The organism is Dyella dinghuensis (assembly GCF_003977615.1).
Taxonomy (GTDB): domain Bacteria; phylum Pseudomonadota; class Gammaproteobacteria; order Xanthomonadales; family Rhodanobacteraceae; genus Dyella_B; species Dyella_B dinghuensis.
Genome location: NZ_RYZR01000003.1, coordinates 631,479 through 645,387, shown reverse-complemented (window position 1 = coordinate 645,387; position 13,909 = coordinate 631,479). Strand labels below are relative to the sequence as shown.

Annotated in this window: 17 protein-coding genes; 11 read left to right on the top strand and 6 right to left on the bottom strand. The window is 59.2% G+C overall.

Annotated features, from left to right (window positions below; all coding sequences use genetic code 11):
• Positions 1 to 9: 9 nt before the first annotated feature.
• The 4 genes from EKH79_RS06035 to EKH79_RS06020 form a co-directional block, all read right to left on the bottom strand.
• A complete protein-coding gene (locus EKH79_RS06035) occupies positions 10 to 1,215 on the bottom strand; it encodes an HlyD/EmrA/EmrK family protein (RefSeq protein WP_126672862.1) in 1,206 nt (401 codons plus the stop codon).
• Positions 1,202 to 2,779, bottom strand: a complete 1,578-nt coding sequence (locus EKH79_RS06030) for an efflux transporter outer membrane subunit (protein WP_126672861.1) — start codon at positions 2,777 to 2,779, stop codon at positions 1,202 to 1,204. The genes EKH79_RS06035 and EKH79_RS06030 overlap by 14 nt, the downstream gene beginning before the upstream one ends.
• Positions 2,776 to 3,300 carry a MarR family winged helix-turn-helix transcriptional regulator gene (locus EKH79_RS06025; RefSeq protein WP_126672860.1) on the bottom strand — a complete coding sequence of 175 codons (525 nt, stop codon included), beginning with the start codon at positions 3,298 to 3,300 and terminating at the stop codon, positions 2,776 to 2,778. The genes EKH79_RS06030 and EKH79_RS06025 overlap by 4 nt, the downstream gene beginning before the upstream one ends.
• A gap of 89 nt (positions 3,301 to 3,389) precedes the next feature.
• A complete protein-coding gene (locus tag EKH79_RS06020; RefSeq protein ID WP_126672859.1) occupies positions 3,390 to 4,157 on the bottom strand; it encodes a TatD family hydrolase in 768 nt (255 codons plus the stop codon).
• Positions 4,158 to 4,324: 167 nt separating this feature from the next.
• Here EKH79_RS06020 and EKH79_RS06015 point away from each other — a divergent pair, with 167 nt between their 5' ends.
• The gene (locus tag EKH79_RS06015; protein ID WP_126672858.1) at positions 4,325 to 4,957 is read left to right on the top strand and encodes a glycine zipper 2TM domain-containing protein; all 633 of its coding nucleotides are present in this window, start codon (positions 4,325 to 4,327) and stop codon (positions 4,955 to 4,957) included.
• A gap of 21 nt (positions 4,958 to 4,978) precedes the next feature.
• Entirely contained in the window at positions 4,979 to 5,458 is a 480-nt protein-coding gene (locus EKH79_RS06010; protein ID WP_126672857.1) for a glycine zipper 2TM domain-containing protein, read from the top strand.
• A gap of 77 nt (positions 5,459 to 5,535) precedes the next feature.
• On the opposite strand, the gene EKH79_RS06005 is transcribed toward EKH79_RS06010, so the two are convergent.
• Positions 5,536 to 5,970: a cell wall hydrolase gene (locus EKH79_RS06005; RefSeq protein ID WP_233590200.1), complete on the bottom strand. Its 435-nt coding sequence runs from the start codon at positions 5,968 to 5,970 to the stop codon at positions 5,536 to 5,538.
• A gap of 447 nt (positions 5,971 to 6,417) precedes the next feature.
• Positions 6,418 to 7,023 (bottom strand): CAF17-like 4Fe-4S cluster assembly/insertion protein YgfZ, encoded by a 606-nt coding sequence (gene ygfZ / locus EKH79_RS06000; RefSeq protein WP_233590224.1) that lies wholly within the window; start codon positions 7,021 to 7,023, stop codon positions 6,418 to 6,420.
• Between ygfZ and EKH79_RS19185 the strand changes: the two genes are divergently transcribed.
• The 9 genes from EKH79_RS19185 (at position 7,003) to lolD (ending at position 13,889) form a co-directional block, all read left to right on the top strand.
• Complete coding sequence (locus tag EKH79_RS19185; RefSeq protein ID WP_484481982.1) at positions 7,003 to 7,518, top strand: DUF1674 domain-containing protein; 516 nt, start codon at positions 7,003 to 7,005, stop codon at positions 7,516 to 7,518. The two genes, ygfZ and EKH79_RS19185, sit on opposite strands and share 21 nt — an antisense overlap.
• Positions 7,519 to 7,608: 90 nt before the next feature.
• Positions 7,609 to 8,004 carry a succinate dehydrogenase, cytochrome b556 subunit gene (sdhC, locus tag EKH79_RS05990; RefSeq protein WP_126672855.1) on the top strand — a complete coding sequence of 132 codons (396 nt, stop codon included), beginning with the start codon at positions 7,609 to 7,611 and terminating at the stop codon, positions 8,002 to 8,004.
• Positions 8,001 to 8,408 (top strand): succinate dehydrogenase, hydrophobic membrane anchor protein, encoded by a 408-nt coding sequence (gene sdhD, locus EKH79_RS05985; protein WP_126672854.1) that lies wholly within the window; start codon positions 8,001 to 8,003, stop codon positions 8,406 to 8,408. Before sdhC ends, sdhD begins: the two co-directional genes overlap by 4 nt.
• 5 nt (positions 8,409 to 8,413) lie before the next feature.
• Positions 8,414 to 10,201 (top strand): succinate dehydrogenase flavoprotein subunit, encoded by a 1,788-nt coding sequence (gene sdhA / locus EKH79_RS05980; RefSeq protein ID WP_126672853.1) that lies wholly within the window; start codon positions 8,414 to 8,416, stop codon positions 10,199 to 10,201.
• A 24-nt stretch (positions 10,202 to 10,225) separates the two neighbouring features.
• Positions 10,226 to 11,008: a succinate dehydrogenase iron-sulfur subunit gene (locus EKH79_RS05975; protein WP_126672852.1), complete on the top strand. Its 783-nt coding sequence runs from the start codon at positions 10,226 to 10,228 to the stop codon at positions 11,006 to 11,008.
• A 148-nt stretch (positions 11,009 to 11,156) separates the two neighbouring features.
• Positions 11,157 to 11,405 carry an FAD assembly factor SdhE gene (locus EKH79_RS05970; RefSeq protein ID WP_126672851.1) on the top strand — a complete coding sequence of 83 codons (249 nt, stop codon included), beginning with the start codon at positions 11,157 to 11,159 and terminating at the stop codon, positions 11,403 to 11,405.
• A complete protein-coding gene (locus tag EKH79_RS05965; RefSeq protein WP_126672850.1) occupies positions 11,377 to 11,811 on the top strand; it encodes a hypothetical protein in 435 nt (144 codons plus the stop codon). The genes EKH79_RS05970 and EKH79_RS05965 overlap by 29 nt, the downstream gene beginning before the upstream one ends.
• 130 nt (positions 11,812 to 11,941) lie before the next feature.
• Positions 11,942 to 13,189, top strand: a complete 1,248-nt coding sequence (locus tag EKH79_RS05960) for a lipoprotein-releasing ABC transporter permease subunit (protein ID WP_126672849.1) — start codon at positions 11,942 to 11,944, stop codon at positions 13,187 to 13,189.
• A 4-nt stretch (positions 13,190 to 13,193) separates the two neighbouring features.
• Positions 13,194 to 13,889: a lipoprotein-releasing ABC transporter ATP-binding protein LolD gene (gene lolD / locus EKH79_RS05955; RefSeq protein ID WP_233590197.1), complete on the top strand. Its 696-nt coding sequence runs from the start codon at positions 13,194 to 13,196 to the stop codon at positions 13,887 to 13,889.
• Positions 13,890 to 13,909 lie beyond the last annotated feature (20 nt).

Here is a 13,909-nt window from a genome sequence, read left to right as displayed (position 1 = left end):
TCGTTTTATTTATTTGGACGCGTCAACGGAACTGCCGAGGTTAGCGCGGATGATCTTTTCCGCTTCCGCGTCGGCCTGTGCCGCTACCTGGTCGTACACATCGGTTTGTGCGACCGGCTGTTGCGGCGCCGAAGCGAGTACCGGCCCTTTGTCGTTGGTGATGTCAACTTTGACATCCGCCGACAGGCCCACGCGCAACGGATGCTTGTCGAGCTCGTCGTTGTCCAGCGCAACGCGGACGGGCACGCGCTGAACGACCTTGATCCAGTTGCCTGTCGCGTTCTGCGCGGGCAGCAACGAGAACACGCTGCCGGTGCCTGCACCCAGACCAATCACCTTGCCGTGATATTCGACGCTGCTGCCGTAGATATCTGTTGTGATCTTTACCGGTTGACCGATGCGGACATGACGCAGCTGGTTTTCCTTGAAGTTCGCGTCGATCCACAGGTTGTGCAGTGGAATGATCGTCATCAGCTGCTGGCCGGGCGTGATGCTGCTACCCAGCTGCACGCTACGCTGCGCGACGTAACCGGTGACGGGCGCAACGATCGTGTTGCGTTGTGCGGCAACCCATGCAGCGCGGAAGTTCGCACGCGCCTGCAGTACGGACGGATTGTCGGCAATGTCCGTACCTTCTACCGATGCGCGCGACGCCTTCGCTTGTGCCTTGGCCTGATCCAGCGCCGCACGCGCCTGCGCAACGCTGTCGCGCATGTGCTGCACTATTTCCGGCGATTCGGCTTGCGCGGCGACGAGCGGCATATGTCGCTGCAGGTCGGCTTCCGCCTTGCGCAGATCGACCTCGCGTGCGGCTACGGTTGCGTCGGCGCCGGTGACGGTATCCGTCTGCTCACGCACCTGGCGTACTGCTTGTGCCAGCGCGCTGCTCGCTTGACGCAGACGCACGTCCGCATCGGTGCCATCGAGTTTCACCAGCACCTGTCCGGCATCAACATGCTGCGTGTCGTCAGTCATGATCGCGGTAACCGTGCCAGACACCTGCGATGACAGCGCGACCTGATAGCCGCCGACATAGGCGTTATCGGTGGTTTCGCGCGTTGAGAAAATGAAGAACCACAGCAGGAACCATGTGAGTCCTGCGAGCACGAAAACGGCAGCAACGATAAACAACGCACGGCTACGCTTGGCAGGGTCCTTGGCAGCGAGACCGCTGTCCTTGGCATCCTTGGCAACGGAGGACTCAGAAGCGCTCATGGGCGGGGGCTCCGGGGATGGTCGAAGTAGAAGCAGTGGGGGCGGAAGATGACGACGTGGCGGGCAGCGGCGCGGTATCGATATCCGAGCGATAACCGCCGCCAAGCGCCTTGATCAGCGCCAGATCCGTGCTCAGCGCCTGAGCGTGCAGGCTGATCGCCTGATCGCGCTGCTGAAGCAGTTGCAGTTCCGCGCCGAGACTTTCGCGTGCATCTTTGGTGCCGCGAGCTTCGCGTGCGTGCGCTGTCGAAACCAGCATGGTGTTGGCGCTTACTTCGGTGTCCTGCTTGTTTCGGCGCGCAGCAATTTGCTTCGCAGTGACGGCTTGCGTGGCGACGTCGCGCGCGGCGTCTCGCACTGTCACGTCGTATTGCGCAATCGCGGCGTCGAGCTGTGCGCGGCTTGCACCGTAGTTCGCTTTCAGGCGGCCGCCTTCGAAGATCGGAAGGTGCACCGCGGGCGTAATGCCGAACACGCGGCTGCCCCATTCGAAGAGGTTTCCGAGATCGCCACTGCTGCCTTCGGACAGGCCGGGAAATTTCGGAGCCCCTTGGTTCGTGCTGGACAGTCCCGCCATCGCATTGATGCTGACGTCAGGGAAAAATTCGGCACGCGCTACATCGGTTTGCTTGAGCGCAGCTTCAACCTGCCAACGGCTCGCCGTGATATCCGGGCGACGTGCGATCAGATCCAGGCGCGCATCGTCCGGCAACGCACCTTCGATGCGCGGCAATGCATGCGGATGCAGCTCGGGAAGATCGGCAGGAGATACGTCGACCAGCGCAGCGAGCACTACTTTGCGAAGTTCGATGGAGCCTTGCAGCGTCACCACCATTTGCTGGGTGCTGGCGAGTTGAGCGCGAGCTTGCTGAAAGGTATCGGGCAAATCCACACCCTGCTTTACGCGCAACTCGGCAATCTGCAGCAAGCGCTGCTGGATCGCGACGGATTGCTGCGCCAGATGAAGACGGCCCTCATCTGCAAGCCAACCGAAGTAGGTATCGGCAACGGTATTCTGGATTTCCAGTGCCGCGGCACTGCGTTGCGCCTCGGCGGCATGAGCCTGATCCAGCGCGGCTTCGATCGATTCGCGCTTCTTGCCCCACCAGTCGAAATCGTATTCGGCCTGGATACCGAGATCGGCCTGGTTGTACCAGTTAAAACCGAGCAGCGATGGTGGGAACAAGCCGTGATCGCTCATGCGCTGGCGAGTGACCTGCGCATTGCCGTTGATGTTCAAGCCCGCTTGCGCAGCCGCCACCTTCACCGACTGTTCGGCCGTTTGCACGCGCGAATGCGCCTGCGCAAGGTCGGGCGAGTTCTTCATCGCCATCGCGATCAGGTTATCCAACTGCGGATCGTTGTAAACGCGCCACCAATCGGAATCGGGCCAGCCTGCTTTCGTGGGTACATGCAAGCCGGCCAGCGGTACGTCATCGCGTAGCACTGGGTGCTGCACTTTCTTGGGGATGAAAGAACAGCCGGCAATGCCGATCGTCAGACATAACGTCAACAGCGCCAACGGCCGAAGCCGCAAAGGGGAGGGAGACGAAACGACGTTCATGGCGGATCACCCGCTTCGTTTTCGAGTTGGCAAAGGTTGTGGGCAAGCTTGCGCAGAAGCCGCATGAGGTTGCGGCGGTCTGCATCGCTGAAACCAGCGAAAATGAGATGGAGACTGGGAAACATCTCGGGCAGCATCTTCAACACGAAGCGCTTGCCGGTTGCTGTGATTTTCATCAACACGCGGCGCCTGTCTTCGGCGCTGGGGGCGCGTGTAATCAAGCCGCGTTTGATCAGCGCATCGGCGATGCGCGTCATGTTGGTCGCGCCTTGCGAGGTGAATACGCAAAGTTCACTGGGTGTGAAACTACCATCCGGCTTGGAGAACAACATCATCAGCGTGCGAAATTCGCTGTCATTGAGCTTGAAAGGCTTGAGCTTGTTCTCCAGTTGCTCGTGCATGCGCTGGCTGACCAGCAACATGACACGGCACAGCGCAGCGTCTTCCGGCATTTCCGGAATGATCTCGCGGACGCGCGCGATGCCCTCATCGAGCATCTGGAGGTCGTAACTTAGCGACATTTCATCGGTGCATATTTCACTGGTGAAATAAATTGTGCAACGCAAATATCGCTTTTGGCAAGTGCCAGCTCGTACAACTGATGGACTAGTCAGGTAATCCCGAACAGGCGGCGTGTGTTTGCCGTCGTGACCGCCGCGATATCGGCGGGATCTTCGCCACGGAGCGCGGCAATGCAATGAAGTACGTCAGGGATGTAGGAAGGCTCGTTGCGTTCGCCGCGGTGTGCGGCTCCCGATTGATCCGGCGCATCGCTCTCAAGCAGCAGATACTCGATGGGCATCTTTGCCACGATCTTGCGCAGGCGTTGCGCGCGATCGTACGTGACGGGGCCGCCAATACCCAGATGAAAACCGATCTTCCACAGCTGCTCGGCCTGCTGCTCGCTACCGGAAAAGCTGTGCACGACGCCACGTAAACCGCCCATGTGGCGCAAGGTAGTTGTGACTTCATCCATCGCTGCACGTGCGTGGAGAATCACGGGCAAGTCAAAATCGCGCGCCAGCATAAGTTGCCTGCGAAAGTAATCGCGTTGCCGTTCTGCGTCGTGATCTTCGTGGTGGAAATCGAGGCCGATTTCGCCGACGGCAACAGGGCGTTTTGTTTCAAGCCACTGCGGCAACGTGGCCAGGTCCTCGTCGCGATGAACATGCATTAACATCGGATGCAGACCCCAGGCCGGAAAAAGGCCGCTGCCAGGCGTACACAGCGCTTCAATGCGCGTCCAGCTGGCGGCGTCGACGCCAGGCACGACTTGCAGCATGACTCCCGCGGCATGAGCGCGACGGAGCACCGCATCGCGGTCGGCGTCGAAGCGCGCGTCGTCCAGATGTACGTGACTGTCGGCAAGCTGTGGCATGGGGTCTTTGCGAAAAGTTGGATCCCGGACTCGTTTCCTATGAGCCAATCGACAGTTCTTATATCGATCTAGCCCTTATTCAGCCGTCCGGCGTTTCAATTCACCGGCATAACATACCTTGGGGAGGCGGCTCGTGCCGCCGTAGCTTTCGTGCAGGAGATTCAGAAATGGGCAAGTTGGCGGTGAATGCGTTTTGCGTTGGCCTTGTCACCACGTTCGCCTTGGGCGTGACAGCGTGCAGCAAGCAAGCGGACAACGGTACGACAGGTAGCGCTGCGGCCAGTAGCAGTGCCGCGGGCGCGGCGGTTGCCAGCAGCGTGGCGGCAAGCGGGCAGGCGGTGCCCCCGGGCGATGACGGGTTGGTTGGGCAGGTCGTCAGCGTGACGCCGGTAAACGATCCAGCTGCCGCTCCGCAACAGGTTTGTCACGACGAAGTGGTTCAAAAGAAGGTGCCGCCGAAGGATAAGCACCGTATCGCAGGAACGGTCATCGGTGCCGTGGCGGGCGGCTTGCTGGGTCACCTGGTTGGCGGCGGCAAAGGCAACGGTGTGGCCACGGCGGTCGGTGCGGTGGGTGGCGGCTACGCCGGCAACCGTATCGAAAAAAGCGAGCAGGATAAAAAGGTCGAAAATGTTGTCGTACACCGTTGCAGCACCGTTGCAAATCCCGGCGGTAATATCGTCGCGTATGACGTGACTTACGTGTACAACGGGGTTACGCGCACTACCCGCATGGACCAGGATCCAGGCAACGTGGTCAAGGTTGACCAAACCGGTGTCGCCGTTCCGGACGCGCATTAATCGAACAACCAGGAGGTCGTCGTGAAAATCAAGTCAATCAGGTGGGGTTTGTTTGCAGGTTTGATGGTGGGACTGGCGGCCCTTTCCGGATGCGAGACGCCGCAGCCTTACCGTGGCTCGACGCAATACGGTCCGCCGCCGAACGTTTGCACAACGTGCGGTGTGGTGCAGAGCGTGCAGCAGGTCTACGTGCAGCAGCAAGGCACCAATAACAGTGGCGTGGGCACCGTGATCGGCGCAGTGGCCGGCGGCCTGCTTGGCAGCACGATCGGCCATGGCCGCGGCAATACGGCAGCCATCGTTGGTGGCGCGGTGGTCGGTGGCGTGGTCGGCAACCAGGTTGGTGCGGCAAACAGCCAGCCAGGTGGTACCTCGGTCGCATTCCAGATTGTGATTCGCCTGGATAATGGCCAGTACGCAACGGTAACGCAGATGCCCAATCCCGGCGTTCGTCCCGGCGATTACGTCTACATCAACAACAATCTGGTTTATCCGCGCTGATTCGAATCAGGCGTTTAGACGTCCAAATGAAAAGGCCCTCGAAAGAGGGCCTTTTTTATGCGTTGTGCTTGAGCTGATCAGTTGATCGCGTAGAACTTGTGGTCGCCAATGGTGATGGCGTTGCGATTGCGCGACCATGCAGGTGCTACCGACACAGTGGCAAAGTGATCGGCGCGCGGCACAAAAAAGCGACGTTCGTCGGCGGGGCGTCCCCAGTTGATGATCGACTGTCCTGCAATATCCCAAGCCTTCTGGAAAGCCTGGAGATTGTCGATGTCCTGGGATTGCGGTGTCGTCGTGAGTGCAAATTGATGCGGTGATTTCACCACATCGCAAACCGTACCACCCCATTGACCGCGTTCGCGTCGACGCATGGCAACTTCTGCCACGGCCATCTGACCGATCGTCGACTGGCTACGTGCTTCCAGATAGACGGTGGTCGCCAGACAAGTCTGGTCTGCGAGCGGTTGGGGCAATACGGACATTAGCCACAACAGCATGGAAAGTTTCATACCTGCCTCCAACTTGCAGTCACGCTTAGGCAAAAACCATGCTTGCCACAACGCAGTTGCGGTGGACGGGCGGGCAGACCGTGCCACCTGGATTAATCGCATGCACCGAAACTTGTGATGCATACGGTTAGCTACGACAACGTAGCGAAATCGACCGACATGTCCGATGTCGATCGGCATTAAATTGGCTTTGACGCTGCGGGCTAATGAGCCCCTACATGCAGCGTGTTCGCGCATACGGCGAATTGTCCACCGGCAAATACTTCTGCCGGGTCGCGCCGATCCGGACCCCTCCGGTTCGTCGCGTGTAACAGCACCCTGCGGGCTTGATTGGGTGCCGTAAAAAGTTTGGCGGAATCTAGTGGGGGTTTTTTATCTTTGCAAGTGCCTGCACTGTTTGATTCACATTTCAATCACGTCGCGGCGATGCGATAAATATCGTAACTATCAGTCTTGCCAAGCATTTAGCGGCGTTATCGAAACACCATCATCGCTCATCGTTTCTGAATGAGATGTCATGTTTTGCGCAACATCATCAGCTATGACAGCAAGTGATTCGATGCGTTCATGATGTGAGATAACAGTTAGCAATCGCACAAATTCGCGATCGTCGCGTTGCATCACCATGCCATCAGTAACGCATTTTGAAAGTTCGACACGATGCAGATGTCGCTTGTTGCCGCCGCGATAATGCAAGCGCGCAACAATTTCCTGTCCTGGATAACAACCTTTGTCGAGTGCAATCGCACCGAGGCGATGCAGCGATAACGCAGGCGGCGTGAACTCGTTCAATGCATTGTTTGGAAGCCACGGCCAACCTTCTTGCAACTGCGCAAATTGCCATGTGTCGTCATCGGCAACGTCGCTTGCAATGTGCATGGAATGCGAGCCGCAGCCGAAACGAAAAACATTGTTTTCTGTGTCGATGACATGCATGGGTAGCGCAGCGCCGCGTGCAATTTTCAGTCCATCTTTTGCAATCAGCGTGACGCGCGAGCGGAATACGAAGCGCCGCAATGCATCAACAAATTCGTGTGCATTGCCACCGCGCAAAACGATCAGGAATGTTTCATCACTCAATCGCGCCAGATGAAACAGTGCGCGCACGCGCCCCTGTGCATCGAGCCAGCTGCTGAACTGCCATTGGCCGTTCGACAGACTGGTCACCGGACTGGTGAATTGGTTGTGCGCGAAGGCGAGGGCGTCCGGGCCTTCGAGAATGACAGCTTGGGCGATATTGGATGTGGGCATGCGTCTGGGCAGATGGGGTCGGTTTGCGTATGGTGCAAGGCCGCACGCCAGGGCATGCAACGCTTGGCGCCGCGCGTCAACTGGTTGTGCCGCTATGCCGCAAGTATTACGCTTTTAGCGATACCAACCATGCCCGACACTTCCTCCAAACCCGTAACCGATTCTGATCCCGCCAAGACGGAGCGTGCTGTCACGCCTGTTTCGCCATTGCAGGAAAAGGAAAAGGACGGGCGACCGGCACCGGATCCCACCCGCTACGGCGATTGGGAGAAGAACGGACGCTGCATCGACTTCTGATCCACTGCGCGTCCGCGTTGTGGACGTGGCGATAGAGCAGGGGACAGGTGGCGGTGCGGGCATCAGCGATTCCACCCCAGGATAGCCGCCATGGCACAGACGCAACGACCGCTTTCTCCGCACCTACAGATATATAAGTGGCAAGTGCAGATGGTGACTTCCATCTTGCATCGCGCCACCGGCATTGCCCTGGCGGTGGGCACGCTGATGGTTCTGTGGGGTTTGCTCTCGCTGGCTGCCGGTGAAGATGCCTTCAATCAGTTCAAGGTATGCACGGGCAGCCCGCTCGGCATGATCCTGATGATCGGTTGGACCTGGGCGCTCTTTTATCACCTTTGCAACGGCATCCGGCATTTGATCCAGGATGCGGGCGCCGGTTACGCAATCGCTCAGTTCGTGCGTTCGAGCTGGCTCTCCATCGTCATAAGCCTCGTGCTGACGCTGCTGGTCTGGGCCTATGTGCTGACTGCCGGAGGTGCCGCATGAGCACGAATGCCAAAGATCTGCCCAAGGATTTGCAAAACCCGCTCAAGCGGGCGCGCGGACTGGGCTCGGCGCAGTTCGGTGTGGGCCATTGGTGGACGCAGCGTGTTACGGCGGCAGGCCTCATTCTTCTCGGATTGTGGTTCGTGGTTCTGGTGCTGGGTCTGCTGCATGCCGACTACGCGACAGCCCGCGCCACCGTTGCCAAACCTTGGAATGCCGTTCTGCTGGTGGCGTTTATCGTCACCGCGTTCTGGCACGCGGTGCTGGGCCTGCAAGTGGTGATCGAAGATTACGTGCACACCCGCTGGAAGGAAATCTTCCTGATGGTGGCGATTAAGTTCCTCGCGGTGCTGGGCGTGCTGGCTGGCGCGCTGGCTGTACTGCGCATCGCATTGGGAGCCTGAGGCCGATGGAAGCCTATAAAATTCAGCAACACAAATACGACGTCATCGTGGTCGGCGCCGGTGGTGCCGGTCTGCGTGCCACCTTTGGTCTGGCAGAAAAGGGTCTGAAAGCGGCCTGCATCACCAAGGTGTTCCCGACACGCTCGCACACGGTGGCCGCACAGGGTGGTGTCGCCGCGGCGCTCGGCAACATGGGCGAAGACGACTGGCGCTTCCATTTCTACGACACAATCAAGGGTTCGGACTGGTTGGGTGACCAGGACGCCATCGAATACATGTGCCGCGAAGCCATTCCGGCCATTTACGAACTGGAACATTACGGTGTGCCGTTCTCGCGCACCGATGATGGCCGCATCTATCAGCGTCCGTTCGGCGGCATGACGACGCATTACGGCAAGGGCACGGCGCAACGCACCTGCGCGGCGGCTGACCGTACGGGTCACGCCATTTTGCATACGCTGTATCAGCAGGCACTGGCGCACGACGCCACGTTCTTCATCGAATACTTCGTCATCGACCTGATTTTCGATGAGGAAGGTGTATGCCGCGGCGTGCTCGCGCTCGATATGAACGAAGGTACGCTGCACTTCTTCCGTGGTCAGGCCGTGGTGCTGGCGACGGGTGGCTACGGCCGCGCTTACTTCAGCGCAACCTCTGCTCACACCTGCACGGGTGACGGCGGCGGCATGGTGCTGCGCTCCGGTCTTGCGCTGCAGGACATGGAATTCGTGCAGTTCCATCCCACCGGTATTTACGGCGCTGGCGTGCTGATTACCGAAGGCGTGCGCGGCGAAGGCGGTTATCTGACCAACTCCAAGGGCGAGCGCTTCATGGAGCGCTATGCGCCGAGCGCGAAGGACCTTGCTTCGCGTGACGTCGTCAGTCGCGCCATCACGCTCGAAGTGCGCGAAGGCCGCGGTGTGGGTGAGCAGAAGGACCATGTGCATTTGAATCTGATGCACCTTGGTGCCGAAGTGATTCACGAGCGCCTGCCGGGCATTGCGGAATCCGCACGCATCTTTGCTGGCGTGGATGTGACGAAGGAGCCGATCCCGGTTCTGCCGACGGTTCACTACAACATGGGCGGCATTCCCACCAACTATCACGGCGAAGTGGTGCAGAAGAAAGGCGACGACGTCGACTCCGTGATACCAGGTCTTTTTGCCATCGGCGAAGCAGCCTGCGTGTCGGTGCACGGCGCGAATCGTTTGGGTTCCAACTCGCTGCTCGATCTGGTGGTTTTCGGCCGCGCCGTTGCACATCGCTGCGCAGAACTCATTAAGCCGGGCTCATCGCAAAAAGATCTTCCCGCCAGCGTGCTCGACAAGGCGCTCTCGCGCTTCGACGCGTTGCGTAACGCCAACGGCAGTACGCCGACGGCGCAGATCCGCATGGACATGCAGCGCACCATGCAAAAGGACGCCGCCGTGTTCCGCACCGGCGAAACCCTGCAGGAAGGCAGCAAGAAGATCGGCGACGTCTACGATTCGTTCAAGGACGTGAAGGTCAGCGACCGTTCCATGGTGTGGAACTCCGATCTGATCGAAACGCTGGAGCTGTCCAACCTGCTGCCGCAGGCGGTGGCGACCATGCAGTCTGCCGAACAGCGCCATGAAAGTCGTGGCGCGCATGCACGCGAAGATTTCCCGGATCGCGACGATCACGAGTGGATGAAGCACACCCTCGTGAAGGTCGACGATAACGGCAAGAGCAGCTTCGATTTCCGCCCGGTGCACATGTATACCTTGACCAAAGATGTCGAGGTTGTGCCGCCGAAGAAGCGCGTTTACTAAGCATCACCGACTGGAGAGGCAATCGTGGCAGAGTTCACGCTACCCAAGAATTCGAAGATCCAGCCGGGCAAGCACTTTCCGGCGAAAGACGCGAAGAAACCGCGTACGTTCCGCATCTATCGCTGGTCGCCGGATGACGGCCAGAACCCCCGCATCGACACGTACGAAGTCGATCTGGCCGCTTGCGGTCCGATGGTTCTGGATGCACTGCTGAAGATCAAGAACGAAATCGATCCGACGCTGACATTGCGTCGCTCGTGCCGCGAAGGCATCTGCGGTTCGTGCGCGATGAATATCGACGGCACTAATACGCTGGCCTGCACACGGGCCATTGAAGAATGTGCGGCGGGTGATGTGAAAATCTATCCGCTGCCGCACATGCCGGTGGTGAAGGATCTCGTGCCGGACCTCACGCATTTCTACGCGCAATTCGCTTCGATCAGGCCGTGGCTGCGCACACAGAGTGCCGCACCGGATCGCGAGCGTTTGCAGTCGCCGCAAGATCGCAAGAAGCTCGATGGCTTGTACGAATGTATTCTTTGCGCCTGCTGCTCGACCAGCTGCCCGAGCTACTGGTGGAATGGCGATCGTTACCTCGGTCCGGCCATTTTGCTGCAGGCGTATCGCTGGATCGTCGATTCGCGCGATGAGGACACCGGCACACGTCTGGACGATCTGGAAGATCCGTTCAAGCTGTATCGCTGCCACACCATCATGAACTGCGCACGCACCTGTCCGAAGGGTTTGAATCCGGCCAAGGCGATTGCGGAGATCAAGAAGTTGATCGTGGAGCGTCGTTCGGCGTAATCGATTTTTCCTTCTCCCGTTGGGAGAAGGTGCCCGTAGGGCGGATGAGGGTGCGGCCTCGAAGAATGGATGTGACTCGTCTCAAGATGCGTACCCTCACCCCAACCCCTCTCCCACCGGGAGAGGGGCTTTGACCGAGGCGTTTCTCATGGATGCTGATCGCATCAAACGTCTTCGCTGGCGTACGCGTCGCGGCACTCGCGAACTCGATTCATTGTTTGGTGGTTGGCTGGAGACCTCGTTTCCTGCGGCCGATGAAGCGCAACGCCAGGCATTCGAAGAGTTACTCGATGTGCAAGACCCCGATCTATGGGATTGGGTGATGGGCCACGCGCAAGCACCCCGATCCGACTGGCAAGCCATCATCGATGACATCCGCACCCGCCATCGGCTTTGAATATCGGCCCTCGCGCTGGCCCGGTCGCTTGTTCATTGCTGTCAGCGTGATCGCCGTTCTGGCGGTGGTTTTATCGGGCATGCCGTCATGGGGGCAGGTCTGCGTGGCCTTAGGTGTCGCGATCGCTTGCAGGCTCGCTTTGCGGCAGCTGCGCAGTCCCGTGAATGCCGCGGGTTGGGCCCACTCCAGCGGCTGGACTTTGCGCGGCCTCGATGCCACGGATGAACCGGCGTCGCTGCACTCCTTCAAGGTGATGGGGTCGCTGGTTTTGCTGCGGCTCAGCAGCCCCCGCTATGGCAAACTTAGCCTTTGGCTGATGCCCGACAACAGCGACGCGGATATCCGCCGTCGCCTGCGCATGCGCCTTGCGGTCATGAAGGCAGTCGCTCAGGAAAGCGCGGCGTGACCGCTTGGTTGCCGGGTCGACCCGCTTCGGGCACTCTGCGCGCTCGGCGTGGTCTGAAGGATTTCACGATGATTGTTGATCATCGGGCATCCGGGCGGCCCGTCACCCGAATTCCACAAGCGAATCCTCCATGTTCCGACCGCTCGAGCTCTTCGTAGGCCTGCGCTATACCCGCGCCAAACGGCGCAACCAGTTCATCTCCTTCATTTCATCCGTATCGATTATCTGCATCACGATCAGCGTGATGGCCTTGATCACGGTGATGTCGGTGATGAACGGCTTCGACTACCAGCTGCGTTCGCGCATTCTTGGCGCGATTTCCGACGCGACGGTGTCCAGCGTCGGGGGCGAAAGTCTGCAGAACTGGCAGTTCGCCGTGAAGGCGGTCGACGGTAACCCTCACGTGAAGGGCGCCGCGCCGTACGTCGAGATTCAAACGTTCATGCAGGCGCAGCGATCCACCGGCGCCATCGTGCGCGGTATCGACCCGTCGCAGGAACCAAAGGTTTCCAACATCAATCAGCACATGGTGGAAGGGTCGTTCGATACGCTGAATTCGGACGGCTGGAACATTATTCTTGGCAAGGATCTGGCGCTGCAGCTAGGCGTTGGCCTTGGCGATCGCGTCATCCTCGTCGTGCCGCAAGTCACCTCCAATCCGCTCACCGGCGCTACGCCGCGAATCCGCGCATTTACGGTTAGCGGCATCTTCGAAATGGGCATGGAGGAGTTCGATTCGGGCCTAGGTCTTATCAGCATCGGCAACGCCGAAAAGCTGAAGAACATCGCGGGGCCGACCGGCATTCGCCTGAGCTTGGACAATCTCGATAACGCGCGATCGATCGCGATGGAACTCGCCGATTCGCTGGGACAAACCTACGAAGTGACCACGTGGATGGACAGCCACGCCAACTTCTTCAAGGCCATCGCCATGGAGAAAAAGGTGATGTTCATCATCCTGTCGCTGATCATTCTCGTTGCGGTGATCAATCTTATCTCGATGTTGATGATGCTTGTCACCGACAAGCAGGCCGACATTGCCATTCTTCGCACCTTGGGTTCCACGCCGCGTAGCATCATGGGTATGTTCATGGTGCAGGGCGTGTTGGTAGGTGTGGTGGGCATCGCCTTTGGTGTGGGTTTGGGTTCGCTGCTCTCGTGGCAGCTGCCTGCGATTGTGAAGATGATCGAGCACCTGACGGGTGTGGTGTTCCTGTCGCCCGACGTTTACTACATCAGCGAGGTGCCCAGTAAGCTCGACGCGTACGACGTGTTGTGGGTGTCCCTGGTCACTTTCGCGTTCTCCCTGCTTGCCACGCTTTATCCCGCATGGCGCGCATCGCGTACCCAGCCTGCGCAGGCGCTGCGCTATGAGTAATCCCATGACGAATGCTTCTCAGGACATCGTGCTGCGCGCCAGCCATATCGCCAAGACGTACGAAGAGGGCGATCTGCGGACCAAAGTGTTGTCGGATGCCAGTTTCACGCTCAAGCGTGGTGAAACGCTTGCTATCGTCGGTGCGTCGGGTTCCGGCAAGAGTACGTTGCTGCACATCATTGGCGGTCTGGATACGTTGACCAGCGGCGAAGTGGAGGTCGAAGGGCGCCTTCTCTCCAAGCTCTCTGATGCCGAGCGTGGCCGCGTGCGCAACAAGTCCTTGGGCTTCATCTACCAATTCCATCACCTGCTGCCCGAGTTCACGGCGATGGAAAATGTGTGCATGCCCTTGCTGATTCGCGGCACGAACATTGCCGACGCGCAAAAGCAGGCGAAAGTGCTGCTCGAACGAGTCGGGCTGGGACAACGTCTGGAACACAAACCTGGCGAACTGTCGGGCGGTGAACGTCAACGCTGTGCGGTAGCTCGTGCCTTGGTGACGCGGCCATCCTGTGTGCTCGGTGATGAGCCGACCGGTAACCTCGACGAAGACAATGCCGCTCAGGTCTATGCCTTGATGCTTGAATTGAATCGCGAGATCGGTACCAGCTTCATCCTCGTCACGCATGACAGCCGGCTTGCCAAACGCATGGACCGCACGCTGGAACTGCACAACGGCGAGTTGCGCGAAAAGGTGTAGCGCTCGTTTGACGGAAAGTC